Here is a 25,020-nt window from a genome sequence, read left to right on the forward strand (position 1 = left end):
CTGTCCCTCCCCACGTGTGCTCTTAGGATATGTCTCGTATGAATCTGTTGGATAAGTGATCGGAATGTAAATGGTTAATAATGATCACCAATAACAATCAATTGCCTCCAACTCCCCCCATGTTAACGGAGGCACTACCCCCCATCCCCATCGCCGACACTATTTCCCGGTCCAAGTGGGAGAGGACCTGGATTCGCTTCAAATCAAAAGCGAGCTCGATATCCGCCTTCCGGAATTCCATAGCGGTGAGTCTTAGAATGTCATGCAGTGCCTCGTCATGACCAGCGCTGTTCAAGTTTGGTGCACAACACCGCTTTCGGATCTCTATTTCTCCAGCTTAGCCAGTAATAAGTTCTCCACGAGATCATAGAAATTGGTACATTTGGCGTCACATATTAGTGCTCGAAAGGTCTATCCACCACTATGGAAAGAAGTCTTGGAGAAGAGAGTAATATTTCTTTGCAGATAGTTGATTTCGTTGCTAAAAGAGAACACACAGATCCACTGGAACTTCCCCCATTGTATGATGCGGTCGATCCAGATGCGCTCGACGATCTCTTTGCGTCGGGACGCCAGAACGGGATGACTCAGTCTGGCCGAATCGAGTTCCAATATAATGGCTATACGGTTATTGTCGAATTCGACAACGGACCAGAAATCACGGTCAAAGAGGAGCCAGAGCTCGTTGAGTAACACAATCGAACGAAAAATCACTTCTCAAGACAGGGTACCGACGGAGCCACCGAACGCTACCCTTTCCAGGTTGTACTCTTTGTCCCAGATGACTCGTGTAGAGACGAGTATTCGACACGGTCCGTGTGTCTGAGTTGTGCCTCTGACTGAGCGTGAGCGCTATCTCCCCACCGCCCATCCTCACGCCCAAGTCACTGTCTGTATCACAGCTATATCAGTCTTTATGACTTGGCACAATACTACACAATAATTCATTGTGGTCTGTTAAATTGGGTATCATCATACCAGTCCACGAGGTCATTGACATCCACCCCGGGAAGGGACGATCGTGTAGACCACAACTGACCGGTCATGATCACACTCGTTGTGAGTGGTCCCAAAGCCGAAACTCCAGAACGAGCGTTAGAGGGACAAACACTATCTCTGAAAGGGGGGAATCCTCTCTTACACCTGCAGCTAGCGATAGCGGCGACGTCATCGAATCAAGACGACGACCAGATCCGTTTGTTTGCTCGTCAGAGAGATTCTCCCTCTCGGGATGAATTCAGCCGTTCTCTCACACCTCTGCCGTGTCGGTCCGAGTCACAACGGGTGTGACGCCACCAGTGACTTGTCCATCTCCATCAAGCAACTCGAGATGGTGATAGCGAGCGTCAAGCAGTCCCTCAGCAGTCTCGATGTCCATCGCGATGATCTCCGTCGGCGTCTGTTTCGCAGAAACATGACGCTCGGTGACATCGATGTCCGAACTTCCGAGCGCGACCATCTCGTCCCACACGCGTTTGAGTGTCTGTGCGTGGGGACGCTTTCCGAGGATTGCAGTGAGCGCATCCCGGACATCGTCTCGCGTCCAGAAAATGCCGCTTCCGTTCGTACGCTTGGTTGCGAACTCGTTCCAGCGCTTCATCACAAGGAGTGCCCGGAATCGGTTCTTCCGCGGCGTCCCCTGGTCGACGAGGTGTTTTTTGACGCGGTGCTGGCGGCAGTTCGCAAGGAAGTCCAATGGACTGCTCGAGGGCTCGAGGCCACCAGGCAGTTCCTCTGGATCCTCGCGATCGAACGCAGTCTCACCAGTCTCGGCAATCGACTTGGCCTGCTCAGCGTTTGCGTTCGCAGTCTTTGCGATTTCCTTTGCGTGGTCAGCTGTCTCGTCGGTATCGGAAACCGACTCGGAGATCTCGTGGAGTTGACTAGCGATCTCCTTGCGGTTGCGATCGGCGCGGTTTTGTTCCTGCTGGAGTTCGTCGACACGCTCCTTGAGGCGGTCGATCGTTTGTGACTGCTCTTGGATGATGGCCCACATCTCTGCGCGACTCGGGAGCTCATCATCACCGTCATCGGCCGTCGGATCAGTGTTGGTGTGCTTGCCGACATTGTCGAAGTCAAGAACGGCGGCAACGTCGTGATTGTCGGGCGTTTCTGCGTCAACTGCGTCCGGATCTTTTCCAATTGTCATGGAGGGTCGTTGGTCGTGGTCGTGTGCTGCTGGTTGTCGGTCAAGTCGCGATGCTGCTGGGGAGAGACGACTCTCGAAGGAGACGAGACACCATGCTGGACAGAGCCACGGCTCCTCGAGAGGCAAACTTTTATGTCGATCCGGGTCGCAGGATTGAGTAGCCAACTCTGGGGGCGAATTGACGCCCCCTTCTCCTGCGACCCACATCGATGAGCGGTGGGTATATTCTCCTATCTTCTTGCCTCACTGATAGTCATGGATGTCACTTAAAACTAGGAGTCCTCACTGGCGGCTTTTCCTCAGTATCGGACTGCGGTAATCGCAAGCAGGCTCACGCATCAGCGTGGTGAAATCAGTGCTAGATCGTCGTCAGCATGCATCGAGAGCCTATGACTATCACTGAGAACGATGGACGAGTGCCACAGTTCTTGATCACCTACTCGAGAAGATATGAGATATTGATGCACTTGACACCCAACTCTGACACCTGACTTCACATCGCGAACTCAAAGACGCTATGAAGATTTATCAGGAAACGCTGAATCGGAGCAAACAATGGCGCTCATCGGGGTTGGGACTACAATCTCCCTACTAATGCTCATTTCACTCGGTATAGCATCTCTCATAAGAGAATACGACTTAACAAAAATAACAACACAAGAAATCCAGATTACGCATATTCCGCACATAGACATTGAGTTCTACCATCTCGGCCCATTCACAGTCACCCATGCTCTAAATCACTTTATCGTTATTCTGTCATTCAATATGGCAGCCAAGGCATACTCTGGTGGAGGTTTCTGGGATACCTTCACTGCTCAAGACATAAATCTCCCTCTCTTCTTAACACTGATTACAGGACTGTACGCCGCCTTCTATCCGTATCTTGAGGTAACTGAGTATCAAGTGATATCCCCTACTCCGAATAGCATCTTCCCTGCATCAATTCAATTCCACTACTTATTTAGTGGCTTTACCCTAGGGTTGGCGCTTCTGGATACCTATTTCGACGCGGTATTTGGTGTTCCTGTGACGTCTGGATTGCTTATTCAATTACTTCACATAGTTATATCATTATTATTAATTTTAATAATCCCAGTCACTGTTGTAGTGTATAGTGCAGTATTACACACTGAAATATTGCGAGATGTGAGGTCAACCAGAGGGGTTGCTAGCTAGTGGCCTTGTTGAAACCCTCAATCGATAACATATGCCAACTGATTGCTGAATACAACACGCAAATGTAGCATACGATTCGGTTCCGTTTGAAAAGGTAGTGGTCGCTCAGTATAGAGTAAGCAGATAACACTGATGGACCTAAAGCATCACTAGTGCGTATGCTTTCTAACCGTTGGATCCTGAACTGTGACTGATACTCTCCGCTCCGTATCGAGTTCTGCCTCAAATCCGAGTGTCACTTCGAATTTGCCTGCCTCTACCGAGGATTCGCCTCGTTGGAGCGGGTGTCCCTCGCTGAAAGCGTAGCTACCGGTTGGAAGACACGATTCGTTCCCCCAGTCCAAGAGACTGTAGGTGTGACTTATCGATTCTCCTGTCCGCAGCTCATCAACGAGCATAGTTTGTTTCCGTAACATACCTTCGTATTCGACTGTCCAGCAGCTATCCGTTCGAGAGGGTGGAACCAGCGGCACATCTCGAACCTCGCTATTACCATCCGTCGGAGTTATCCAACTGTTATCTTCCGGCATAAGGAGCAGTGCTACGTCGCGGTTCTGGTGCACACCTTCGAGGCCAGTGAACGGAAGTACGGGACCTCCAAATAACGTCAATCGTGTGTCGCTGTCGTTCGTGAACCTAACTTCGAACTGAGCGGGAGAATCGTTCGTGAACTGTTGTAGTACGGTGACATCGAATGCAATATCATCGGAGGTTATCGGTCTTGACAGCGAATCCGCCGTCTCTGAAGAGTCGTCAGTATTCAGCCGCTGAGATTCCGTTGATGATGGCTGTTCCCCGGAGGACTGTCGCTGGCTCGCACAACCAGCTATTGCTCCGAACATCGCTGTACCAATCGCCTGGAGGGCCGTCCGTCGTTGCATAATCATCTACTCAGTTGGAGAGAATTAGATAAGTGCTTTCAGCGAACTACAAGAGTGCCTTTACCAACGAAAACGGCTATTTGATGTCTTCGTGAAAGTGCATTCAAGAACCGTGAGTCAACTCTTGCCCTTACGCTCAGAGATCACCCAGGAGCCCTCCCGAGAATCTCTGCTACTCAGTATCGATGAGGACGCTGCCGACGAAGTGTTTGATGCATTGAGTTCGTCTACAGCACGGTCGATACTGATGACCCTATATGAGGAACCTCAAACTGCATCTGACATTGCCAATTCTGTTGATACGTCCCTTCAGAACACAAAATACCACCTTGACAACCTCCTTGATGCAGGACTGATCGAAATCGTGGATACGTGGTATTCGGAACACGGACGTGAGATGAAGGTCTATGCTCCCGCCAACGGATCGTTGGTCGTGGTTGCCAGCGACGAGTCAACAAAGAACTCTCTTCGGGAGATGCTCAAGCGGTTGCTCGGGGCGGTAGGACTCTTGGGTGTGATGAGTATTGCTGTTGACTACGTGATCAAGATTTTCAACCGGCGCTCACTGACAAATGGATCCATAGTCGTCGATGAACAGATGCAAGTGGAGAGCATCGGTGGACCAGTGGTGCCGCCTGGCGTGCTCTTTTTTGTTGGTGGACTATTCGTTTTAGCTGTCGTTTTCGCCTGGTGGTACTGGTTCCGGTAGCGGGGAAGTTAGCACCGAACCTGTCAGAGACTAATCCTATTTCTGATATCCTCAATTGTTGAGAGATGGTGTGTTGGACTTTCCCTCCGTATCCACCAGTCTGTTCCTCTCAGGGTGACGGGGATTCGCACTCTTCGCGTGAAATAGCCAGCCCTCGTTCCACGTTGTGAACGATGCACTTGATGAGGAGTTCGCGGAACTGCTTCCGCCAGAGGCGTGAACGCACGAATGCCCCATATTTCTGTTTAATCGACGCGTTGACCGTTTCGTTCATGTTTCGGCAATGGTAGAGGTCGCTATCCAGTCGTGCATTCCACGCTTTGTGGAGTGAGCTAAACTCACAATGCTTAATGAGTGGTCGAATATCATGATCACGGGCGAGCTGCCGGAGCTTTTGGTCGTCATAGCCCTTGTCACCGGTCAAGACCGCGATAGATTGTACGTTCCGTTTCACTAACTGTGGCGCAATCTGCGTATCGTGCTTCCGCGTTGTCGTCACATGAACATCAAGAACGGCGTTGGTAGCTGTATCGACCAACAGCGTTGTTTTCAACTGCTGGATGGTGAGATTCGTTCGTTTCGTGTAGTGAGTTGATGCATGCGCCCGCTCAAACCCGGAGGCATCGATGCTGGTGACACCGTTCAGCGGCAAGTCCGCAATGAAACGTTCAACAGAACCCGCCAGACGGCCATCTCCAAGCGATCAAATGCCTTGCAGAGTGTCGAGGGTGCGGGGATCGAATCGAGATCGAGGGCGTCACGAATGCGAGGCATCTCAATGAGTTCGTCAACGAGGTCGCGGTACGTGGTCATCTTCTTCACTTTGAGACAGAGCAGGACAACATGTTGGCGGAGCGTAAACCGCTTCCGTGAATAGCGTGTCGAGAATCGTGTCACGGCGAGCCAGACTCATAGCCCGTTCAGCGAATTGAAGGAGTCGTGATTTCGGCAGAGCAGCCATTTTTCTCGGCTATTCACCAGTCATGTTTGTCAGCAAGGGTTTCAACAAGGCCAAGTTGTCTAAAGTTTGATCCGGTTCTAAAGCTGTCTATGCTCGCATCTGGTAAGCCAACGAATATCAGCAGTGTGATGGCTGTTTTGGCTGACTGTTTGAGTAGTTCGTCGACGAACACCACGGGGAATTCCAGAATCGAAGGGTAAGGGATAACTCGAGTTCGTTCTCAGCCACGAACGTCGTCAATCGAATCGGAGACGTCCTTCATCTTGACGTCGGCGTAGGCCTCGTGAGTAGTCTCGATCGAGTTGTGTCGTAACGCTTCCTGAGCCTTTTCGGACATCCCGCTGGTATAGAGGTCGCGTCCGAGTGCCCGCCGAGCGCCGTGCAAGGTGAGATAGTCGTACTCCCCATCTGGATCGATCCCGGCTTCGTCGGTGAGCCGTTTCAACAACCGGCGAACGCCCTCTTTCGAGATCGACGGCGGCGGAACCTCGTGCTCACGGTGTAGACGGTCAAGCACCTCGGTCTTCCCGGCGTCACCCCTATCCTCGAGCGCCCGAGAGACTTCCTTCTCGCCGAGTTCATCCTCGAGTGTACGCTTTTTCGACCCATAGTGGCCGGTCGGAAAGACGGGCCACGCTTCTGTCGTCGGCTCTTGCACCCGGTACCATCGCTTGAGGACGTCGTGGACACTCGCAGGAAACGGGGCCTGTTCGTACTCACGGGACTTGCCGTAGACTTCAATCAGCCGCTCGTCGAAATCGACGTCCTTCCACCGGAGGCCGTTACGCTTGTCGTCTTTCGGGTCGGCGAACAGTTCCGCACCACGCGCCCCCGTGCCATCGAGCATGACGACGATCGCCCGGTCACGGAAAGCCGCCTCTACATCGGTCCTAATGGTTTCTTCCAGGGCCATGTCCACACGCTTGGTGGCGTACTCGAGTAACGTCTCGCGGTCCTCGGCACTCCAGTACTGGCGTTTGCGCTTCCCGTCGTCTTCCGGTAGCGGGTCCATCGCGGTGTTCGTATTCGCCGGGTTCGACTCGAGGTATTGCTCCCGAACTGACCACGAGAGAAAGGCCCGGACGTAGGCGAAGTAGTTGTGAGCGGTTGAAGCCGCCAGGTCCTCGTCGATCACGACGCGGTCGTAGAGGTGCTCGCTGTAACTGCGGACATCGTGGGGTGTGAGGTCGTCGACGAACTCGAGGTCACGCTCGTCTCGACAGTGGTCGGCGAACTCACGCAGTGGTGAGCGCATGGTCGTCTTCGAACCGTCGGCGTTGATCTTGTACCGAAGGTAGCTCTCGATGGCCTCGTGGACGGTTGTGCCCCCGCGTGTAGCCCGTTTTTCCGTTGATCCAGACATTCGTATGTGGGGTACAGTGTCGACCCTCGTAAAGTCCCTTGGTTAAACTGCGATTTAGACAAGTGAATACTGAAACGGCTCTCGCTGGCGATTTCGGGAGTCTCGGGTACTCGAGCGTACAAAACCACACTCCATAAACCAAATACAGCTGTATAGATTTTTCCCGGCGGCGACCGACAGTTGCGGATCTTAAATTCTACAAACCACCATACCGTTGACAGCCGTTATGATAGTCCTCAACGACCCCGTTGAGTATCGCGGCGCTCGTTATCTGTTGGCCTATTGTGTATTAGTTCGTCTATTATCGAGAAGGCGAGGCCCCGTTCAATTCTGATCCATAAGTAGACTTACCCACAGCTGTTTCACCAAATCGCGACTCGAACAAACCATCGGAGAAGCTATTGTAGCTCTTCGACGAGCGCAGTCACCGCCTCGTCAACAAGATCACTGTCAAGGCGGCCCTGCCAGAAGTCGATGTCCTCGTGATCTATCGATTGGACGCCCCACGGGACGATCCGACTCTCATCCGGCATCCCACCACGAAGCCAACGCTCTTCAGGGATGTCGATGAGGCCGTCCATCCAGGATTTCGACGTCAACGTTAGCGCGATATACTGGTCGCCGTGGAACGGACGGCCTTCGTGGTTCGAGAGGATCAGCCAGGGCCGAGCCTCTTCCTCGCCTTTGAATGGATCATCACCGTAGACGACGTCGCCCCGCTCGAAAATCGGTGTCTCTTCGTCGGTCACTGTTCGTCCTCGACGCTCGGGTGGGGTTCCTGCGGTGCGTGCTCGCGCCACGCTTCCTTGTCCTCTGTACCGAGTTGGTCGTTGAACAGAGCCGTTGCTCGTTCGTACCCGCTGTATCCGTCGAGGCGCTCAGCGTCGTCAGTCACCGCCCAGTACGTCGCCTTGTGTTCGACCAGACCACGGTCCTTCAACCGTGAGAGCGCGGTGCTGACTGCGCCCTCGTCGACGCCGATCTGGGAGGCGATTTCGCGGGCCTTGAACGCCCGATCCTGGTTGGCGGCGAGAAATCCGAGGACTTGATCAGGCACGGAGAGTTCTTCGAGCTCGTCTTCGCTCGTGTTCTCGAAGGTGTCTCGATCGATGGACATCGTTGAATGGGGTACGTCATCCGCTGTAAAGAGTGTTAGGAGTGAAAGCTACGAAAACACCGAAGGGGGAATCACTATTGGCCACGAACCGGTTCGAGAACCGTATGCATTGAGACGGCTAGCTGGGGTGTTATAGAACGGCCCTCACACCTACTGTGCGGGCATCCTAATTCGATAAGTACAGGGGATTCACTTATCGGGGCAGGCAACGTATCGTTCAGTATGCCTGAAGAAGTTCTGTTCAAATCGGAAAGCGACCAGAGTCGAGAAGAGATTGCATCGTACCTTCGGAAAGTCGCGGACAATCTCGACAACGGAAACGCTATCAGCCTGAAAGCAGGCTCCGAGTCTGTAACACTGAATCCTCCTGCCCGACCGACCTTTGAGATCAAAGCTGAACGCGAAGGCCCGGCTGGCAATATGACTGAATTAAGTGTCGAGTTCGAACTCGAATGGGATGAGAACGCCAATGTGGAGGGCAGCGGCAGTGGCCAGCTAGAAATCGAATAGTCACTCCGCAATATTACCTAACGGAAGATTCACCCAGTCATTCTTTAATCAAAGTCGATCCAGACGAAATCGTATGCATTGGAATGGCCAGTCTCAACTTGTATCTCGCGCGGCGACCACAAGTTCAGGGTCTCAAATTCTCCATAGACATAGATTGTGTTTCGCGCGCACGAGAGCGAGTATGTGAAAGCTCTCGAGCATGAGCAGAATCAGGTTTCGTACCTAATTCTCACGCCGAAATGATTTTTAAAGATGTCCATACCCCTTGCGTTCGAGTTCTGCTTCCAGTTCGACATGCATCGCTTCGACAGTCTCCTCGTCGAAATGCTGTCCCGTCATTGCACCAGAGATCTCCGCGATTTCAGCGTGCCACTCACGCACTGCATCCGCAAGGGCTGCTAGAAGTTCTTCCTCAGTCTTGTCTACTCCATCAACTTCCTCAACGATCTGCCATCCCGGCTGAAAGTTTTCGATGACGTACCCCGTGTCCTCAAACTGAATTGCGAACCGCTCGCAGACTGCCCCAAACCCAGTTTCGAGACTAAGTAGTGGAATGACGTGGACGACACGATCGCGCTCTTCCAGCTCACGAAGATCCGCAACAGGGACAGCGGTTTCGGGGAGCACTGAATAGAGAGGTTCAGGAAGGGGAGGATCGCTCTCACCGGTTTCCGGCGGATCGTACTGGTCATTGATTGGATCGCCTTTCTCTTTCACAATGGCCGGCTCTTTGTCACTCGGCTCGTCGCTGAGGACCTCTTTCAAAATGGCGTAGAACCGCCATTCATCGCCGTAGTCATACAGATAGCATATGCGATCGTACTGTTCGAGCCCGAGTTGGCGGGTCATCTCGCCGATCGTCACGTCTCCAGCGTTCTCGATCCGCTCGGTACGCAACAGTGGGTCGCCACTGAGTGACTCCTCGTATTCCTGCGGACACTGGTATTTGACAGCACTGTCCCAGTAGTCCTCATCCTCTCCAACGAACCAGAGGTGGCCCTGATCAAGTCCGACTGCGGGGTTGATCGCCGACTGCAACTCGGTGATCGTTCTGTCTGCGCCGACGACGATATCCCGCCACAGCGACGTAGGATCCGGATCGAATTTGATGCGAAAGCGGTAGGCAGTCATCCTTTGAACTCTGTTCCTATGTGGAAACTGGTAGGATCATCGATACGCTGTTCTAAGTCTGCGATTTCGTCACGGATCGTGTGCCAACTGGCAGTGGAAGACATATGACGTAGTTGTACAGTATCCGGACTAAACCTTGCTCACGGAGCCATCGGTACAGATACTCTTGGGTAGCGATTTATGAATAGGCATTCTGATGGATGGTCTCTGTCAACTACAGATATGGCTGAAACATATACACTCTGTGTTCAGATCGAGTCACACGAGTACTATGGCGAGTTCTATCTCGTAGGCGAGGGATATGGAACCCCAGCAGAGGTGCTGGACAACATCGCTGCCGATCATCTCTTGCGAATCTCGAACGCGTCGCGTATCGAAGAATACCTACTTGATGTGCTGAAGCAAGGAGAGAACGCAAGTGAGGGCGAGTATGACTCGACAGACGCTGACATCGAATGCTGGATTCACGTCGACGTCTCCTACCAGAGATACGCCTTCGGTGTAGGCGATAGAGTTGTCGAGTTTACCGGCGAACCGACCAAAAGCGAAATCGACTCGACTGTCACGCAACTCCAGTCATAGACCGATCACTATTACTCATGGATCGAAATGGTAGATGAAGGATAGTCAGCCTTCCCTGTGTGAATGATTTCCTAATCGTGTTCTCAGGAAGGTATTCGATTAGACTAGTTGGTTAGGCCATTTCATTAGACCATCCAGATGGTTTTTCTCTTTTAGGATTATGGCGACATAGAACCAAACCATTCAGATAGGATAATCGGTTAGGCCAACTCATTAGCCCATCTATAAAACTTCATTTTTACGAGAGATGTGTTAGTCAGTTTCAGATGCGGTCTGTTCTACATATAACTGCTCAAAGAAGCAGCAGAAGCAGTCTTGGAACAGTATTCGGGAAGTCAGTTGGACAGAGACCCGTCAATTGAAGCCAGGATCTATGCCGGCGTCTAAGTAAAGAGGTGTATTTAGATAGGCTAATCGGTTAGGCCAATCAATAAGCCCATTCAGGAGGACTAGCGAAAAACTATAATCAATCAGTTCATCCGATAATACATGCTTACTTATGCCACGTATTCGGAGGCTGGCGGCGTTGGAAAGACAACACTTGCTGCATCACTCGCTGACGAACACACCCGCGTCGGTCGCAACGTCCTGACAGTCGACCTTGATCCACAGTACGGATCGCTAACTCACTTACTCGGTGTCGATGCCCCACGCGACGATGGCGATGCAGACAATTTGGCTCGTCATCTGATTGACCGGCCGAAAGGCGACTTCAGCGAACTCATCCTCGAGACTGATTTCGGGTTCGATGTCGTCCCAAGCCACAACATGATGGAGCGACTCGGTGATCTCCTGACTCGAGCTGAGCAGATGGCCGCCGATCTCGACGAGGACTTTGATCCAACCGATCAGCTACGACGTGTCCTCCTCGAAGCTGGCGTCCCCAACGAGTACGACACAATCATCATCGATCCGCCAGCAACTGCGGGACCACACCTCTACAACGCAGTGAACGCGACGCGATCGCTAGTGATCCCGATCGAGCCGACGGGGAAAGGAATGCAAAGTATCTACGGCCTCGAAGAACTCGTCGACGGCCTTGAAGGCACCATCTCGAACGGCGATGAGCAGGTCGAGATCGGAGTTCTTGCGGGAGTTCCAAACGGCATCGGTCGAACAAGTGACCAACAGGAGTACCTCGAGGAAATCCGTAACCGGGGCTATCCAGCACCGGTCGCGATTCGTACACGGGAGTCGCTATTCCAAGGCTGCTGGAAAGAGCAGTGTACTCCTCGCTACTACGTTGAGCACCACCGTGATCGGAAACGCGACCATGAGATGGAGACGCTCGAGAAGTTAGAGCAACTGGCTGCAGAGATCACAGAGGTCGGTGAACGATGAAGAAAGGTGCTGGCAGCGATCCGTTTAGCGATAACGTCGACAACACGGATGACCAGAACGAGAAGGAAGACGTCGACGACGTTGTCGATAATGCCCTCGAAGAGGAACCCGAGGATGAAATGATCACTGACGATACCGCTATCGAGGAAGTAGTCGAGGCTGCTAACGACGAAGTCGTGCCAGAGCTCCCTCAATCAGGCCGTGATGATGGCGGCATTCCTTGGGTCTATACGCGAGATAATGTCAAGCAGGACCGAGATATGGTCCAGTTCTATCTTCGCAGCGGCGTCCAGGATGTCGAGGGAAAACTCGTTGACGCGGTCGAAGACGAACTTGGGACCAGCGTCTCGAAAACGGACGTTCGAGAGGCTGCGTATGTCGCTGCAATGCGGCGGCCAGAAATCGTTGCTGAAGAACTCGAACGCTGGGGCTTCGAGACCGAGTGAAGATTTGGAGAGTCAGTCAGCGCAGCGTTAGTTTTTCGCGACGGACCAAGCCATCGTTATCCTATTTTCGTGCTCTCAAGATTCGCGTATTGTTTGTCAGTCCAACGACCTTTGAAGACCCAGAGGGAGCACCTCGAGTTCACGAGTTCGACGCCGCACGAATCAGTAGCCGATCCTAGGAGCAGCCATAGTGAAACCCATACGGATTTTCATTCGGATATTGGACCTCTGTAATCCCACTTGAGGCTACCACCCTTACGACGGACAACGTACTTGTACGGACCATGCAGTTTGCCACGCTGACATTTGCAGTTGTCTTTGCCACAGCTTACCTTCTTGATCACTACGGTCCCTTCGCTCGATTCTTTGACGGTTTCGATTGACTCGTCCTCTCCAGCGTCAATGTCCTCGGTGGCGATGTCCCGTCGATATGCGAGCAGTTCGTTGATCCAGTCTTGGAGAGCCTGCAAACTCTCGTCGTCTTGCTTTGGGACACCCTCGGCGAGGTACTGTGGAAGGGAATCGGGAGCATCAGGACGAGTTGGCATTGTCTTACCAAACAACAGAGGCAGTATCAGAATAAATGTTTGGTAAGACTGCGTTTGTCCCCTCCACTATTTCCGAAGCAATCGCCACTGAGAACACCTCAAGACAGAGAGTATTGGAGAATCTGATTGCATCGGAGATGGTGGTTTGTCTATAATACACACCATTGTTTCCGAAGCTATAGACAGAGGAGCCTCAACCCCTCCACCAGTTCCGAAGCTTCGCGTAAGTTGTCGTGAGAATCTGTAAGTCGAATGTTAGCGGTGACGGTGAGGGTGCTGTATCCCCGATCTCAAGAAGCTGTGGAAGACAGTGAGTAGGGCAGGGTAGTTCACCTGGGGATACTCATTGAGAAGACCGGAACAGATCCACAGTGAGTGAAAGGAGGACAACCCTCCACCGTTTCCGGAGCTTTTGCTAAGGGAGCGTTCCGAGAACCCTCACTCCACCGTTTCCGAAGCTATCTCAAACAAAGGAGGTGGTAGTACTAGAAAAGAGGTTTATATTACCGGAAGATCCTATGATCCACATATCGTGAACTACTAGAAATCAACATATAATATATCTATAGTGTAGTTGATCCGGCAGTGCGGTTACTGTTTTACTTACTTTCATTTAAATCTTGTCCTTCTAATAGACCCTCTCGGAAAGAGGGGGGTCCCTTTTCAAACGAAAGCTCCGGAAACAGTGGAGTGAGGGTGTATTATAAAGTACAAGGGCTTAGGAAATGGTGGTGTGGGGTTGTTTTATAAGTATCTGAGCTTAGGACGCTTCGGAAGCTAAGGAAGCGGTGGCTTTATCATGTCATGTTGTATTGTAATCTCTCATGGGGATGTTCCAGCGAGATCGTCAAGTGTTCGCGGATGCCGAACCGCTTGACGACTCGTATGAGCCTGAGGATATCCGTGAACGAGACGTGGAACTCGAGAAATACCAACGAGCTCTCCAACCGATCATCGATAACCGTCCGACATCGAACATCTTCCTGTACGGAAAGACGGGAACGGGAAAAACCGTCGCGACGAAATTTATGCTATCGCACTTGGAGAACGATGCTGCCGAGTACGACGATGTTGATCTCTCAACCGTCTGGGTCAGCTGTGAGAACCTGTCCTCGTCTTACCAAGTCGCAGTCGCACTCGTAAACGAGCTTCGTACAAGCCAGAACAGAGACCGCATCAGTACTACTGGCTATTCCCAGCAACGTGTATTTGATATCCTCTACGAAGAACTCGATGCACTCGGTGGTACCGTTGTCATTGTCCTCGACGAGATCGACAACATTGGAAACTCCGATGATATTCTCTATGGTCTTCCTCGAGCGCGGTCGAACGGTTATGTCGGCAACGTTCGCCCTGTGATCGTCGGTATCAGCAATGACTTCCAGTTCCGGGATAATCTCTCGCCGAAGGTCAAGGACACACTCGCTGAAAAGGAAATCCTCTTTCCGCCATACGACGCGAACCAACTGCGCTCGATTCTCGAACCACGCGCTGAAAAAGCGTTCTATGATGGCATCCTCGATGGAGACGTGGTTCCGCTTTGTGCAGCCTTTGCCGCTCAGGACACTGGATCGGCCCGACAGGCGATCCGTCTGCTTCGTGAAGCTGGAGAACTGGCTCAGGCTGAAGATGCCGATATCGTGACCGAGGAGCACGTCCGGGATGCTCAAGACGAACTCGAGAAGAACCAACTCTATGAAGGAATGCAAGAACTCACGACACAGGGGCATGCAGTCCTCTGTGCACTCGCTTATCGCCAGGCGCTCAACGAAGTTCCTGTCCGATCTCGCGATCTTTACGAACGGTATGTGAAGATCTGTGATAGACTTGATGCTGATAGTGTGAGCGAACGGCGTGTTCGCGATCACCTTTCAGATATGAATATGCTTGGCCTCATCAACGTCTATGAACGGAACGAAGGGCTCTCAGCCGGTCGTTATCACGAGTATGAGCTTGATGTCCCGTTAAACGCAGTTCTCGAGGTTCTTCTCTCGACGAACCGGTTTGAAGAGGTGGCAGACATCATTCAGTCGATGGCTAATGACAACAATCTTCTTCAGTCAGATATCTCTGATTATTGAGTCTGGGGCTTCGGTGATTGGAACAGTTCGGTAGTCGGTGAAAGCTCCGGAAACGACGGAGGGTCCGGGCTCGCTCAAGAGTTCTGGAGATCGCGGAGAGAACTCCATTACGAATTGCGGTGGTTCATAAAGGCAACTCGTGTATATCTGTGCCGTACTTGAGTGCACTTCTTGACATCCTCCTCCGCGTAAACGCGGAGGAATCCCGAGCGGTGGGAGTTTCAGGTTTGCAACCATGGACGCCGCCACTTCACGGGAGTTCGCGTCTAACCCAGCCATCGTGGCCGGTGGCTGACAGGCGTTCACGAGAACGGAGTTCTCGTGCAGCCCATCAGAAATCTTCGATTTCTGAAGACGGTGCCAAACCGCCGTTACTCCTATCCTCAGCGTCGTTGACTCCCAGCTGTTGTTTTTGCCAGCAGGGAGTTGTTGACGCGTTAACAGACTTGGAGTTATCGTCGGGCTTGCTCAGGCTGACGGGCACAGGGACGAATCCTTCGAGGATTCGCGTTCACCACGTCGGCGTTTCGAATACTGTCTCATTGGGTTGGCGGGTAGACCGCCTCCGAAGGTCGTTCGGAATCCGCTCCGTTCCGACCTGACCTTGCCACTTTGTACGGATTCCTCTCACTTGAGAGTACGGATTGGAAACTCGGGCTCTGCAGTTGTCGGTGGAACGTGTCACTAAGTGACGGCGCGTATCCACGGCCTGAAGGCCATGGTATTGCGCCTGTTCAGCGTATAAACAACTCTAGTAATAATTCTACTCGGAAAACTCAACTATCACTGATATTGGTCAGTCTCGTGACTATTGAATAAAGAGATTGCATCGGCGATTGTTGTTTCGTCCAAATACCCCCTCCACCGTTTCCGAAGCTATAGATGGACATTTCTCAACCTCGTTACAAGTTCCGGAACTTGACCGTGGTTGTCGGCAGCCCCTCGCAGTGGTGTGATGAGCACTAATCTAGTTCATTGATAGTTCGCCAAGCATCAAACGTGAACCACGCTGAACGAACCGCCTTCCAGTGCTTCAAATGGCATTATATCGCCTCTGAGTCCATGTTCTGGGCTTTCTTCTATACTGCCTGTAGACCCGAAATGTTCGATATCATCGTTCGAGTACCTCAACATCTGGATTTGTACCCGTTGATCCGGCGACCGCTTTCGCACGCTCGAGTTCACGGATCTCTCGCTGAGTCTGTTGTTCGAGCATTTCGTTCCGCCGACATCGTTCACGAGCCACGTCGTCGACGACGTCCTCGCCACCGATCATGAAACGCTTGCCACGGTGATCGATCTGCTCGAGCATCAGTACTGATCCTCGGCTTCGTCCACTGCGGCATCTCGAGCATCCGCTTGGAGGTGCTCGTAGCGGACCTCACAGCTGTCCGAACAGAACCGACCAGCATACCCTGCTCGATCGCGAGCAGGTTCCGAACACGTCGGCATTCGGCACTCATCGCCGTCGGTCATCTGTCGATCCCTCGATGCAGGAACGGGGTCGTTTCAGTGGCTGTCGACGCGATTGCTGTCTCTCTTTGTCTCATGGGTTGCTGCGGTGGACTCCCTTCGAGCCCCCGCGCCCCTTTCGGGGGGTAGAAACCGTCTCGAGTGACGAGATCACTCGACAGTCAGCGGCTGAACGTGCCATCCGGCGCAGGGACAAGTCCCGTGCGGATCTCGAGGTCGACACGCCGAAGATGCTTACAGCCATCATCTGGCTGGCGCTGCTCGAAATCAGGACAGGTACACGTTGTTGCCTCGATATCGACCTTGTAGGTGTTCCCGCTCGCACTCTCGACTTCATAGATCGAGCCTACTGTCGCAAAGCAGACGTCCAACTTCTCGTTCAGTGCACGGCGCGTTCGTGGGTCGTCGATCGAGTAGCCACCTGCCTCGAGTGCGGTCGGTGGCTGGGGGTTGTCGCAGGGGGTGGTGAACTCGTCGCGATGGTTGCGTTCTTGGCCGCATTTCCTGCAGCGCCAGTAGCGTGTCCGATATTCGTAGCCATCGGTGAGGTCGATTTCGTACGGTGTTGGCTCTGTGCCTGGCAGCCACTCGTCGATCGCGACGAGTTCGTGTCCGTTCAGTCGGGCAACGTCTCCTGGATAGCTTCGGTCACGGTCGCTCGTATACTCGTTTGTCGGTCGGTCTCGATGCGAGTCGCTCTGGAGTGGTCGATCTGTACTCATTCGTGGCCTCGAGGCACACGAGTGTGCGCCTCTCCCTCTCAGGCGCAGAAAACTGACTTTTGATGAGACTGACACAGAACACCTCTCACACAGACTCTGTAGAATCCTTGATCCGATAACCATAGGGACTCTACCTGACAGACCTTCCGAGAGACAGTCTGAGAAATAAAGTCATACAACGGTCCCGATCTCCGAGTTTGGGCGATATGCAACAGCAGCCGGAATGAAATCCATAGTATATGATGGTGTTGGTGTTTAATGTTAATTATATTACAATGGCCACAAAGATATTTGCAGAAGGCTTGAACAAGAACAAGCAGGATAATGAGCTCAAAGAGCGGATCTGGTTCCACGGAGTTCAATCATAAGCATCAACATCTCTTCTGTACAGTTCTAATTCTGGTCGTCTACGCCGCTCCTGCTGGTGCTATAGCCATCGGTTTCCCTGTTAGCGAGTATTGGGTATTTACCGGACTTTCCTTTCTGTTGTTTGTCTGTTCGCTCTTTCTGGGATGGCTATATGGTTCCTCTCCAGATAAAAAATTCAAGATATGGGCACAAGAAAAATCGTCAACTATTCCAAAATTACAGTCTTGGGCCGACACCCTTGGTTCACGGATCGCGTTCCCACAATCGGGAACACGAGCGCCCGAGACCACTAACACTGAGATCCCAACGATGTCTCCGATAATGATGAACGAAGTTGAGGCCGATATTTGGTTAGAAGAATATCGGCAAATCTCTTCAGAAGCCCGTTATCGGGACAAGCTATTATTGCGGTCAATGTATTTCTCACTTGCCGCACTTGCCGCATTGGTGGCGATCTTTGCCTCTGGCCCGCCAAACCAGCTTCAACCGGCCGTCGCTATGATCGCATCGCTAGGAATGCTGGCTTTCGCGATTGCAGCAAATTCCTACAAAGACTCTCGTGACGCTCTTTGGGACAGACAACGCGAGTTAGAAGAAGCCCCTTTCTTTACTCAGCGATTCTCTACATATCAGACGATTCGAGAGCCAGATCTCCGACTAGCAAATACACTTAGCATCTCTGGATATGCAGTGTCAATGACCTCAACTCTCTTTCTCTTGACTTTAATCCTTTATGGATTGTTGCTCTACGGCTATAGATTCCCAATAACATCTCCTTAATGGAGGTCCCTCGTAGGTGAATACTTCTGTCATCGAAGTAGAGAAGTTACTTGAAGAGGACAGGAAAGTCTGTGATTTGATGGTTGTGAGTACAGTGCCTATCTCTGGTCACTCAAATTGCTCGCGTTCCTACAGTAGGACAGCACCCGATAAATCTATTCGATCACTCCGAGGTCCTTGACAGATAGTACGTATATCATGAAATCGACGTACACCAGAACCCAAACGTCATCATTCCACTACACTCCAACAATAGATGGATGGTGGTGGAAGAAAGAATCCTCATTCAAATAGGCTACTTAGAGGGCATTTTGGACAAGATTATCGATTTTCAGTGATTTCCCCGTCGCCAATATCCAGATCTTCCCTTAATTCTTCTAAAAGATGAGTTCCTTCCGTGTGAAGCTCATTTGCTCTCTCGAGGGAGACCTCTCCATCCTCAAGCTGTGCGATAATCTCTTCGAGGCGCTCTGTCTTCTCTGAAATCGATGCATCGTCTGGGATGTCTGGTGTGTCGCTCATAGGTTTAGCAGAAGGATGATACCGAGCAACAGCAACACGAGAATCACGAGTACGGCGATCGTGATCTGCTGCCGGCGTTGTGACTCGCTGTACTCTTGCGCAACTGCTTCTTTCTCTTCTTCGTGGACTTTCTGCTGTTCGAAGGACTCTAGTGCGTGATCGAGGTCTGTCTCAAGCGTTGTGAGCCGTTCAGCTGTTACCGCTTCAAACGCGTGGTCGAGGTCTGCTGAGGACGTAGCGAGTTCGCTGGTGACATGCTGTTTGTAGGCATTATCGAGCCTCTCCTCTGTGCCCTCGAGGTGTGTCCGGACTGTCCGCTGGTACGCACTGTTCAATCGTCCCGTGAGCTCCCGAACTTTCTCTTTCTCGTGGGCTTTTTGCTGTTCGAAAGATTCCAGCGCGTGCTCGAGTTCTGTCTCAAGCGCCGTGAGCCGTTCAGATGTGAGCGATTCAAACGCGCGATCGAGGTCTGTTGAAAACGTCGCGAGATTGCTGTCGACCTGTTGTTCATAGGCAGTATCCAGGTCATCCACTCTCGACTCGAGTTGGGTCTGGACGGTTCGTTTGTATGCACGGTCCAATTGATCAGTGATGTCCCCGAGTTTGCTTTCGAGATCCTCTTTCTTGGGTACGATCTCGCCTGCGTGTGTCGGCGTCATGACGCGCTTGTCTGCGACCTCGTCAGCCAGTGTCCGATCGTTCTCGTGGCCGACACCGACAACGAATGGTGTTGTGGTGTTGTGAATCACTCGACAAAGCGGCGTCTCGTTGAATACGCGGAGGTCCTTTTCTGAACCGCCACCACGGGTTAGCACGATCACATCGATGTGGGCGTTATCGTCGAGGTCACTGATCGCTCGCATCATCGACAACATCGCATCGTCACCCTGGACAGTCGTATGGTGGATGACGATATCCACGTCAGGGTGGCGGCCGTGAATGCTCGTGACGGCATCTTCACGCGCATCGCTGTCTGCGCTTGTGACGAGTCCGATCCGGCGAGGGAACTCTGGGAGTGACTGCTTTGTTTTCTCGCTTAAGAGGCCGTCCTCCTCGAGGATTCGCTTGTTCTCTTGATACGTTTGCTGGTAGTTTCCCTCTCCGACTTCGACAAAGTCCTCCACAATGAGCGAGACACTGCCATTTGCTGCGTAGTACGACAGCTCTCCTTTGACTGCGATGTGTGTCCCGTCATCGATCGTGATGTCGAACGAACGGAGCCGATGACTGAAGATCACACAGTGGATCGTGGAGTCCTCGTGGACGAGATCGAAGTGTGCATGTCCGTTTCCGGAGACGCCATAGTCAGAGACATCACCAAGAACATAGTCGTACTGGAGATCGGACGTATTCTCGAGGACCGTGCTAATTTCGTCGTTGAGAGCGTCGACGAACGTGATGTTGTCTGTGTTGAGTGTCTCCTGATGCGTCTCAAGGGTGGTTGTGGTCTCCTCGTCACCACTCGAGTTGACACCCATTATGACGCATCTGCTCGTGTCGGTACTAAAGTACTTGCTTTAGTAACTCACTTTCAAAAGCACTTTTGGCCAATGTCGCCACTTTTCTAGGGATGCGGTAGATTTTGGACAGAGAGCATCCACCGTTTCCCGTTTCAACTTCCTCGTTGTGACGGAGCAAGTCGACGCTGTCTAGCGATTCACCAGAGCTATCTTTTCCTGTTCCATGCGTTCGTCGTAGTGTTGGTCAATCACATCGGTCTGAATACTGATCGCAGATGTCGGCATATCTCCCCGGAGCAAGTGGGTGACGCTACCGCGCCGGATCGCTGTCGTGGGGTGTCTTTGGGCTGCTGTTACACACAAGCATTTTCTCACATCTGATTCATATCCCTGTTATGACCAAGTGTGACAACTGTGAGTACGAACTTACGATTGGAGAGGTACGGAAAGCAGGTAATGAATGCCCCAACTGCGGAAGTAATCCTGCTCGTGACAATCGACCATAGAGGGATTCCAACCGAGCTTTTGACCTCTCTTTGAGACGGATACTGGTAAGTTAGCACTCGCTCGCATGTTGATAGTGTGGACGCTACCTATTCACACATCTGGGAATTCATCATTCGGGTAAAACACTCGGTATTGACAGTCGGGTTCAGAGGATCGCTACCCTAACTAAGAATGATTGATAGGAATCGCTGATAGAGAACTGCTGTACCTTTGAGCAGACTTCTGACGAGTACAACCTAAACTAATCAACCAATAAGACTATACTCTCCAAAGCTATTCCACCAATATGACCCAGAGAATCGAGAGGGGCTCTTCAAATAGCATTCCACTGCTCGAGAGCGAACCGGTATCCCTGATTGAAAAGGTGGTTCTATATGCAAATTGAGGACACGCGAGCGATTTTCACCGCTATTTTCGCGGGCTCGATCGTCCTCGCCAACGTACTAGCGGCGAAACTGACATGGGTCGAATTACCTGTGATCGGCGGTGTTGCGGTCCCAGCGGGGTTCGTTGCGTTTGGTGTCGCCTATCTAGCGTCAGACTTGCTTGTCGAGTACCACGGACGCGAGTACGCGGCGTCGGTCGTCAACGGGACTGTTATCACGCTCGTTGTAGCGTATACGCTGGTCTTCGTCGCAATTTGGATGCCGACAGCACCGTTCTACGATGGACAAACGGCATTTGTGGCGACGCTTGGTGACTCAGCGTCGATCATTCTAGCGTCCGTCGTGGCGTTAGCAATCGCTCAGCACCTGGATGTTCGACTGTTCTCGAATCTCAAGTCACGAACAGGCGGTCGACATCGATGGATACGCAACTGTGGCTCAACGGCAGTCAGTCAGGGTGTCGACACAGTCGTGTTTATCGCACTCGGGTTTGCGATCTTCCCTACTCTTGGACTCGGCGGTGAACCCACATGGGGATGGGCCCTGCTCTCGATCATCGTCGGCCAGTATCTGGTCAAGTTGCTGGTTGCACTCCTTGACACCGTACCGTTCTACGCGGTGACGGAAGTTGTCGAACAGAAAGCCTGAGAGGAAAGTACGAAACTAAGAATACTATGTGATCTCGGGGTACGAACTCAAAGACACCAATCAAATCGATTCTTCGACGAACTCAGCGGTGATCTCTGACCGCTGTTCTCGTGCTGCTGCGTCAAGAAGTCGGCTACACACGGAGAGAACCTGACGGATATTCCCTTGGGATCGCTGTAAGATCATGTCCAAGCCATCCTCTGTGAACGGTTGAACTCCGGATTCTTCCTGTCTACGTTCTTGATTAAGATACTCCTCGACTAACTCATGGAGATGCTCGTTCGTCAGCGGTCGAAGTGCGACTTCCTGACCGATTCGTTCGCTGAACGCGTGGTATTCACTCATCACATCCTGCCACACCTCCGGCGCACACCCAAACAACAGACAGAGTCCATCGCTGTTCTGGTCCATCAGGTGGCGAATGCTGTTCAGCGTCGCCTGCTCGTCTTTGGACGAAAGCCGGGCGATACTCTCGAATTCGTCGATGAAGACGAACACAGCCGTATACCCTAACTCGAGCAGCAAGTTCTTTAGCGCTGTAAACGCCCGCACGCCCATTGTATCGTCGTCAAGGGCGGTATGGATCTCCATCTCTTTTCGCTGCTCGTATCGAATCCCTTCAGCTGTGAGCCACTGCCAGGCGTACAGATTCGTATCTTCGTACACCATATGAACGATCGCTCGAGCAAAGTCTGCGAATTGCGTCACGTCACTCAATCGCTTGATGGCTTCTGGAACGATCTCGGAGAGAAGCACATCTCCATCGTCGATCAGCGAACGCATTGCACTCGCTCCAACTGGGTTCGTCTCGGTAACGTCCTGAGCGATCGACGCGAGATACTCGTACGCGATATCTTGTACCTCAGCGAAACCGAGGTCGTACATGAATTCGTGGTAGATATCGACGAATCCCTCTCCCGGCTGGGCAACGTAGCCAACGACGACGTCGTCTTGATCCCGAAGGAGTGACCGGGTATACTTGAGCGTATGCGATTTGCCGTTGCCGTACTTTCCAGTGACGACGAGGTGTTTCGACTTCCCCGTTGAGAGGGTCGTTGAGACTGTCGAACTGATCGTGTTTGTCGCCTGCTCTTGACCACAGTAAATTTCTGGATCTTCCGCAGGGACGGGACTATACGGGAACGGGTTCCCCGTGAGTCCGAACTGGTCGTAGTCTTGCGTCTCGTCGGTGATGTCGAAGGCTTCGCTCATGGGTCTGGTGTGAACGTGATGTCGCGGTCGTACACTGCGAGGTAGTAGTACTGTTTGTCGAACTGTTCGAGACCGGCCATTACCTGTTGGGTCGATTGCGAGGTTGAGACGAGCGATTCGCCGTTTGTGAGTTCGATCTGCTTGATGCCGAGTGCTGAATCTTTGGCCTCCGTGTCTAGTGGCGCCCCCGAGAGCTCGAGTTTGCCAACGTTCTCCCGGCAGAGTTTCGAGAGGCCTCGGTCGAACGCCTCCCGAGGACATCCAAGCCGCTCACAGGTTCGCTCTCGGAGCCGAGGAATCGAGAGGTATCGCTGTCGAAGGTTGACACCAGTCGTCTCTTCGAGGGCATCGTAGACCTCGAGGAGCACGTACTGGAAATTCGGCGGTACGGTCTCGCGATCGACGGTGTAATAGTCGCCCGTGAAGGCGTTTCGTTGAATCCCACCGAGTCGCTCACCCCAACTGCCAACGACCTCGATTCCAGTCTGGTTGAACGAATAGGGTGAGAACTCGTGTGCCTCTTCGAGGTGGTCGAGCAACTCGTCAGGACCAACCGGCTCGAGTTCGGACAACGACTCGGTGAAGGCGCCATAATGTGGACTTCGAACGGCTAAGATTTCATCCGCTTTTGCCCAGTTTTCGTTGCGGACCGCGTTCAGGAACTCCTCTCCGACAGGGGTTGTTCGATAGATCGCGTCCTCATCACCTTCTCCATCGTATTCTTCGAGAAGCCCGATCCGAGTCGTCTCGAGGATCGTCTCACGCGCTCGGCGATGTGTAATATCCAACGCCTCTTCGACCTCGTCAGTCGTTTTCCCTGCTGTCTCACAGAGATGGGTCAGTTCTGTGAGCCGGCCAAGCGTAACGGGACGGACTGTCGGACGTTCAGACGTCACGCTAACCTCCGAACTTGCTGCTTGGCGATTCTGTACGCCCGTTGTGTCACCTCGTTGCCCTGGAATCTGAGATCGAGATAATTCTCGATATCCTTGCCAGCAGCCGCGACGTACCGAAACCGACGTAACTCCGCTGCCAGGGCCCAGAGATTGTGTCTGACCAATGCATCGCGATCGTCTCTGATATCATCAAGCGTTCGAGAACCGCAGACGGGACAGGGACAAGGAAGGTATTCGAGATCGTCGATATTCCACAGTTCTTCGCCGCCGAATCCGGGAAGCAGGTAGTTTCGATTCCCGGCGCTTCGAATGAAGGCGGATGAGTCGAAACTGTCGACACCGAGATACAGCAAGAGCGGTTGATAGACCAGGCCGCCAAGCCCGTAGACGTGGAGGTGTTTGTCCGTCGCAGTGCGCGCGGCCAATACTAGCTTCGTGACTTTTTCGTAATCTGACCGAACAGGAACAAGACTCCCAAGCGCGTAGCCATCAAAATCACCACGACTTTCTAGATACTGGATGCTGTTTCGAAGCGTCTCGGGGTCATACCCATGGACACTTGCGAGCAGAAGTTCGTCACCGTCGTGGTGATCACTTGCCTCTAACGCGAGTTCGATACTCTGTTCGATTCGGCGTTGGTTCTCCGCTGCTCGATTTTCCCGCGAGAGGGGGATATCCACCGTGCCGAAGATGTCCGCGTCGAACAACCGTTGGGTCTCGAGTGTTTCTCGAGGCGTCGTGTCTGGTTCTGTTTGACTGAAATCGTATCCGCCACTATCGGCGTAGACGATCGTATCCTTCGGGACGCCCATCTCTTCTCTCAGCGAGACTCCATTGGTTAGCCGATTCCACATCGGATCCCGGTTCCTGATCGCCCGGGCGTTAATCATCGCTGTCGGGAGATCCGGGATCGTCCCTACGTATTCTGGTGTGTTGTCACTCGATCGCTTCCCGAGATTTCGGACGGGAAAGAGAACTGGGGTCTGCAGTTCTCCATGGGGAAGATCGAGCACCCGTTTCCGGTACAGCATCGGGTTTTAGCTCAGC

General features: G+C 52.4%; 25 protein-coding genes and 1 pseudogene. 10 read left to right on the forward strand and 16 right to left on the reverse strand.

Features of this window, described 5'->3' with window-relative positions; translation table 11 throughout:
• Positions 1–423 precede the first annotated feature (423 nt).
• Positions 424–693 (forward strand): HalOD1 output domain-containing protein, encoded by a 270-nt coding sequence (locus tag BDK88_RS20770; protein ID WP_130502022.1) that lies wholly within the window; start codon positions 424–426, stop codon positions 691–693.
• A 556-nt stretch (positions 694–1,249) separates the two neighbouring features.
• Here BDK88_RS20770 and BDK88_RS20775 read toward each other — a convergent pair.
• Positions 1,250–2,149 (reverse strand): methyl-accepting chemotaxis protein, encoded by a 900-nt coding sequence (locus tag BDK88_RS20775; RefSeq protein WP_130502023.1) that lies wholly within the window; start codon positions 2,147–2,149, stop codon positions 1,250–1,252.
• Positions 2,150–2,704: 555 nt separating this feature from the next.
• Between BDK88_RS20775 and BDK88_RS20780 the strand changes: the two genes are divergently transcribed.
• Positions 2,705–3,328, forward strand: a complete 624-nt coding sequence (locus BDK88_RS20780; protein WP_130502024.1) for a hypothetical protein — start codon at positions 2,705–2,707, stop codon at positions 3,326–3,328.
• A gap of 149 nt (positions 3,329–3,477) precedes the next feature.
• Here the strand turns inward: BDK88_RS20780 and BDK88_RS20785 are convergent, their stop codons facing one another.
• A complete protein-coding gene (locus BDK88_RS20785; protein WP_130502025.1) occupies positions 3,478–4,209 on the reverse strand; it encodes a hypothetical protein in 732 nt (243 codons plus the stop codon).
• 205 nt (positions 4,210–4,414) lie between these two features.
• Here BDK88_RS20785 and BDK88_RS20790 point away from each other — a divergent pair, with 205 nt between their 5' ends.
• A complete protein-coding gene (locus tag BDK88_RS20790) occupies positions 4,415–4,918 on the forward strand; it encodes an ArsR/SmtB family transcription factor (RefSeq protein WP_277613500.1) in 504 nt (167 codons plus the stop codon).
• A 109-nt stretch (positions 4,919–5,027) separates the two neighbouring features.
• On the opposite strand, the pseudogene BDK88_RS20795 reads toward BDK88_RS20790, so the two are convergent.
• The 4 genes and pseudogenes from BDK88_RS20795 to BDK88_RS20810 all read right to left on the reverse strand — a co-directional run bounded on the left by BDK88_RS20795 (position 5,028) and on the right by BDK88_RS20810 (position 8,359).
• A pseudogene (locus BDK88_RS20795) lies at positions 5,028–5,879 on the reverse strand (IS5 family transposase).
• A 220-nt stretch (positions 5,880–6,099) separates the two neighbouring features.
• Positions 6,100–7,242, reverse strand: coding sequence for a tyrosine-type recombinase/integrase (locus BDK88_RS20800; RefSeq protein WP_130502027.1), 1,143 nt, complete (start codon positions 7,240–7,242; stop codon positions 6,100–6,102).
• A gap of 398 nt (positions 7,243–7,640) precedes the next feature.
• Positions 7,641–7,991 carry a type II toxin-antitoxin system PemK/MazF family toxin gene (locus BDK88_RS20805; RefSeq protein WP_092935412.1) on the reverse strand — a complete coding sequence of 117 codons (351 nt, stop codon included), beginning with the start codon at positions 7,989–7,991 and terminating at the stop codon, positions 7,641–7,643.
• Positions 7,988–8,359 (reverse strand): MarR family transcriptional regulator, encoded by a 372-nt coding sequence (locus BDK88_RS20810; protein ID WP_008015529.1) that lies wholly within the window; start codon positions 8,357–8,359, stop codon positions 7,988–7,990. Before BDK88_RS20810 ends, BDK88_RS20805 begins: the two co-directional genes overlap by 4 nt.
• 222 nt (positions 8,360–8,581) lie before the next feature.
• Here BDK88_RS20810 and BDK88_RS20815 point away from each other — a divergent pair, with 222 nt between their 5' ends.
• Complete coding sequence (locus tag BDK88_RS20815; protein ID WP_092935410.1) at positions 8,582–8,869, forward strand: amphi-Trp domain-containing protein; 288 nt, start codon at positions 8,582–8,584, stop codon at positions 8,867–8,869.
• A 246-nt stretch (positions 8,870–9,115) separates the two neighbouring features.
• On the opposite strand, the gene BDK88_RS20820 is transcribed toward BDK88_RS20815, so the two are convergent.
• Entirely contained in the window at positions 9,116–10,000 is an 885-nt protein-coding gene (locus BDK88_RS20820; protein WP_092935408.1) for an IS1096 element passenger TnpR family protein, read from the reverse strand.
• 222 nt (positions 10,001–10,222) lie between these two features.
• Between BDK88_RS20820 and BDK88_RS20825 the strand changes: the two genes are divergently transcribed.
• The 3 genes from BDK88_RS20825 to BDK88_RS20835 all read left to right on the forward strand — a co-directional run bounded on the left by BDK88_RS20825 (position 10,223) and on the right by BDK88_RS20835 (position 12,369).
• Complete coding sequence (locus BDK88_RS20825) at positions 10,223–10,582, forward strand: hypothetical protein (protein WP_092935406.1); 360 nt, start codon at positions 10,223–10,225, stop codon at positions 10,580–10,582.
• A gap of 489 nt (positions 10,583–11,071) precedes the next feature.
• On the forward strand, positions 11,072–11,923 hold the full coding sequence (locus tag BDK88_RS20830) for a ParA family protein (protein WP_092935404.1): 852 nt from the start codon (positions 11,072–11,074) through the stop codon (positions 11,921–11,923).
• On the forward strand, positions 11,920–12,369 hold the full coding sequence (locus BDK88_RS20835) for a hypothetical protein (protein WP_092935402.1): 450 nt from the start codon (positions 11,920–11,922) through the stop codon (positions 12,367–12,369). Before BDK88_RS20830 ends, BDK88_RS20835 begins: the two co-directional genes overlap by 4 nt.
• Before the next feature lie 209 nt (positions 12,370–12,578).
• Here the strand turns inward: BDK88_RS20835 and BDK88_RS20840 are convergent, their stop codons facing one another.
• The gene (locus BDK88_RS20840; protein ID WP_130502028.1) at positions 12,579–12,917 is read right to left on the reverse strand and encodes a DUF6788 family protein; all 339 of its coding nucleotides are present in this window, start codon (positions 12,915–12,917) and stop codon (positions 12,579–12,581) included.
• A gap of 824 nt (positions 12,918–13,741) precedes the next feature.
• Here BDK88_RS20840 and BDK88_RS20845 point away from each other — a divergent pair.
• Positions 13,742–14,998: an orc1/cdc6 family replication initiation protein gene (locus BDK88_RS20845; protein ID WP_130502029.1), complete on the forward strand. Its 1,257-nt coding sequence runs from the start codon at positions 13,742–13,744 to the stop codon at positions 14,996–14,998.
• 1,111 nt (positions 14,999–16,109) lie between these two features.
• Here the strand turns inward: BDK88_RS20845 and BDK88_RS20850 are convergent.
• From BDK88_RS20850 to BDK88_RS20855, 3 genes are all read right to left on the reverse strand, one after another.
• A complete protein-coding gene (locus BDK88_RS20850) occupies positions 16,110–16,310 on the reverse strand; it encodes a hypothetical protein (RefSeq protein ID WP_130502030.1) in 201 nt (66 codons plus the stop codon).
• Positions 16,310–16,474, reverse strand: a complete 165-nt coding sequence (locus tag BDK88_RS21455; protein ID WP_165397025.1) for a hypothetical protein — start codon at positions 16,472–16,474, stop codon at positions 16,310–16,312. The genes BDK88_RS20850 and BDK88_RS21455 overlap by 1 nt, the downstream gene beginning before the upstream one ends.
• 158 nt (positions 16,475–16,632) lie before the next feature.
• Positions 16,633–17,193: an SWIM zinc finger family protein gene (locus BDK88_RS20855; protein WP_130502031.1), complete on the reverse strand. Its 561-nt coding sequence runs from the start codon at positions 17,191–17,193 to the stop codon at positions 16,633–16,635.
• A gap of 324 nt (positions 17,194–17,517) precedes the next feature.
• Here BDK88_RS20855 and BDK88_RS20860 point away from each other — a divergent pair, with 324 nt between their 5' ends.
• Positions 17,518–18,342: a hypothetical protein gene (locus BDK88_RS20860; RefSeq protein WP_130502032.1), complete on the forward strand. Its 825-nt coding sequence runs from the start codon at positions 17,518–17,520 to the stop codon at positions 18,340–18,342.
• Positions 18,343–18,663: 321 nt separating this feature from the next.
• Here BDK88_RS20860 and xseB read toward each other — a convergent pair whose 3' ends face one another.
• Positions 18,664–18,864 carry an exodeoxyribonuclease VII small subunit gene (xseB, locus tag BDK88_RS20865; RefSeq protein ID WP_130502033.1) on the reverse strand — a complete coding sequence of 67 codons (201 nt, stop codon included), beginning with the start codon at positions 18,862–18,864 and terminating at the stop codon, positions 18,664–18,666.
• Positions 18,861–20,342, reverse strand: coding sequence for an exodeoxyribonuclease VII large subunit (gene xseA, locus BDK88_RS20870; RefSeq protein ID WP_130502034.1), 1,482 nt, complete (start codon positions 20,340–20,342; stop codon positions 18,861–18,863). Before xseA ends, xseB begins: the two co-directional genes overlap by 4 nt.
• 863 nt (positions 20,343–21,205) lie before the next feature.
• On the opposite strand from xseA, the gene BDK88_RS20875 reads away from it, so the two are divergent.
• Positions 21,206–21,865 (forward strand): queuosine precursor transporter, encoded by a 660-nt coding sequence (locus tag BDK88_RS20875; protein WP_130502035.1) that lies wholly within the window; start codon positions 21,206–21,208, stop codon positions 21,863–21,865.
• 60 nt (positions 21,866–21,925) lie between these two features.
• On the opposite strand, the gene BDK88_RS20880 is transcribed toward BDK88_RS20875, so the two are convergent.
• Genes BDK88_RS20880 through BDK88_RS20890 form a run of 3 tightly spaced genes read right to left on the reverse strand, consistent with a single transcriptional unit; the run spans position 21,926 to position 25,004 of the window.
• Entirely contained in the window at positions 21,926–23,077 is a 1,152-nt protein-coding gene (locus tag BDK88_RS20880) for a BREX system ATP-binding domain-containing protein (RefSeq protein ID WP_130502036.1), read from the reverse strand.
• Positions 23,074–23,973, reverse strand: coding sequence for a hypothetical protein (locus BDK88_RS20885; RefSeq protein WP_130502037.1), 900 nt, complete (start codon positions 23,971–23,973; stop codon positions 23,074–23,076). Before BDK88_RS20885 ends, BDK88_RS20880 begins: the two co-directional genes overlap by 4 nt.
• Complete coding sequence (locus tag BDK88_RS20890; protein WP_165397026.1) at positions 23,970–25,004, reverse strand: tRNA-guanine transglycosylase; 1,035 nt, start codon at positions 25,002–25,004, stop codon at positions 23,970–23,972. Before BDK88_RS20890 ends, BDK88_RS20885 begins: the two co-directional genes overlap by 4 nt.
• Positions 25,005–25,020 lie beyond the last annotated feature (16 nt).

This window comes from Natrinema hispanicum (assembly GCF_004217335.1).
Taxonomy (GTDB): domain Archaea; phylum Halobacteriota; class Halobacteria; order Halobacteriales; family Natrialbaceae; genus Natrinema; species Natrinema hispanicum.

Coding starts and splice junctions, on each gene's coding strand:
- BDK88_RS20770 (WP_130502022.1), top strand. CDS start 424: ATGGAAAGAAGTCTTGGAGAAGAGAGTAATATTTCTTTGCAGATAGTT.
- BDK88_RS20880 (WP_130502036.1), bottom strand. CDS start 23,077: ATGAGCGAAGCCTTCGACATCACCGACGAGACGCAAGACTACGACCAG.
- BDK88_RS20875 (WP_130502035.1), top strand. CDS start 21,206: ATGCAAATTGAGGACACGCGAGCGATTTTCACCGCTATTTTCGCGGGC.
- BDK88_RS20840 (WP_130502028.1), bottom strand. CDS start 12,917: ATGCCAACTCGTCCTGATGCTCCCGATTCCCTTCCACAGTACCTCGCC.
- BDK88_RS20810 (WP_008015529.1), bottom strand. CDS start 8,359: ATGTCCATCGATCGAGACACCTTCGAGAACACGAGCGAAGACGAGCTC.
- BDK88_RS20800 (WP_130502027.1), bottom strand. CDS start 7,242: ATGTCTGGATCAACGGAAAAACGGGCTACACGCGGGGGCACAACCGTC.
- BDK88_RS20860 (WP_130502032.1), top strand. CDS start 17,518: ATGAGCTCAAAGAGCGGATCTGGTTCCACGGAGTTCAATCATAAGCAT.
- BDK88_RS20815 (WP_092935410.1), top strand. CDS start 8,582: ATGCCTGAAGAAGTTCTGTTCAAATCGGAAAGCGACCAGAGTCGAGAA.
- BDK88_RS20775 (WP_130502023.1), bottom strand. CDS start 2,149: ATGACAATTGGAAAAGATCCGGACGCAGTTGACGCAGAAACGCCCGAC.
- BDK88_RS20850 (WP_130502030.1), bottom strand. CDS start 16,310: ATGCTCGAGCAGATCGATCACCGTGGCAAGCGTTTCATGATCGGTGGC.
- BDK88_RS20835 (WP_092935402.1), top strand. CDS start 11,920: ATGAAGAAAGGTGCTGGCAGCGATCCGTTTAGCGATAACGTCGACAAC.
- BDK88_RS21455 (WP_165397025.1), bottom strand. CDS start 16,474: ATGACCGACGGCGATGAGTGCCGAATGCCGACGTGTTCGGAACCTGCT.
- BDK88_RS20825 (WP_092935406.1), top strand. CDS start 10,223: ATGGCTGAAACATATACACTCTGTGTTCAGATCGAGTCACACGAGTAC.
- xseB (WP_130502033.1), bottom strand. CDS start 18,864: ATGAGCGACACACCAGACATCCCAGACGATGCATCGATTTCAGAGAAG.
- BDK88_RS20785 (WP_130502025.1), bottom strand. CDS start 4,209: ATGCAACGACGGACGGCCCTCCAGGCGATTGGTACAGCGATGTTCGGA.
- BDK88_RS20845 (WP_130502029.1), top strand. CDS start 13,742: ATGGGGATGTTCCAGCGAGATCGTCAAGTGTTCGCGGATGCCGAACCG.
- BDK88_RS20830 (WP_092935404.1), top strand. CDS start 11,072: ATGCTTACTTATGCCACGTATTCGGAGGCTGGCGGCGTTGGAAAGACA.
- BDK88_RS20890 (WP_165397026.1), bottom strand. CDS start 25,004: ATGCTGTACCGGAAACGGGTGCTCGATCTTCCCCATGGAGAACTGCAG.
- xseA (WP_130502034.1), bottom strand. CDS start 20,342: ATGGGTGTCAACTCGAGTGGTGACGAGGAGACCACAACCACCCTTGAG.
- BDK88_RS20780 (WP_130502024.1), top strand. CDS start 2,705: ATGGCGCTCATCGGGGTTGGGACTACAATCTCCCTACTAATGCTCATT.
- BDK88_RS20855 (WP_130502031.1), bottom strand. CDS start 17,193: ATGAGTACAGATCGACCACTCCAGAGCGACTCGCATCGAGACCGACCG.
- BDK88_RS20820 (WP_092935408.1), bottom strand. CDS start 10,000: ATGACTGCCTACCGCTTTCGCATCAAATTCGATCCGGATCCTACGTCG.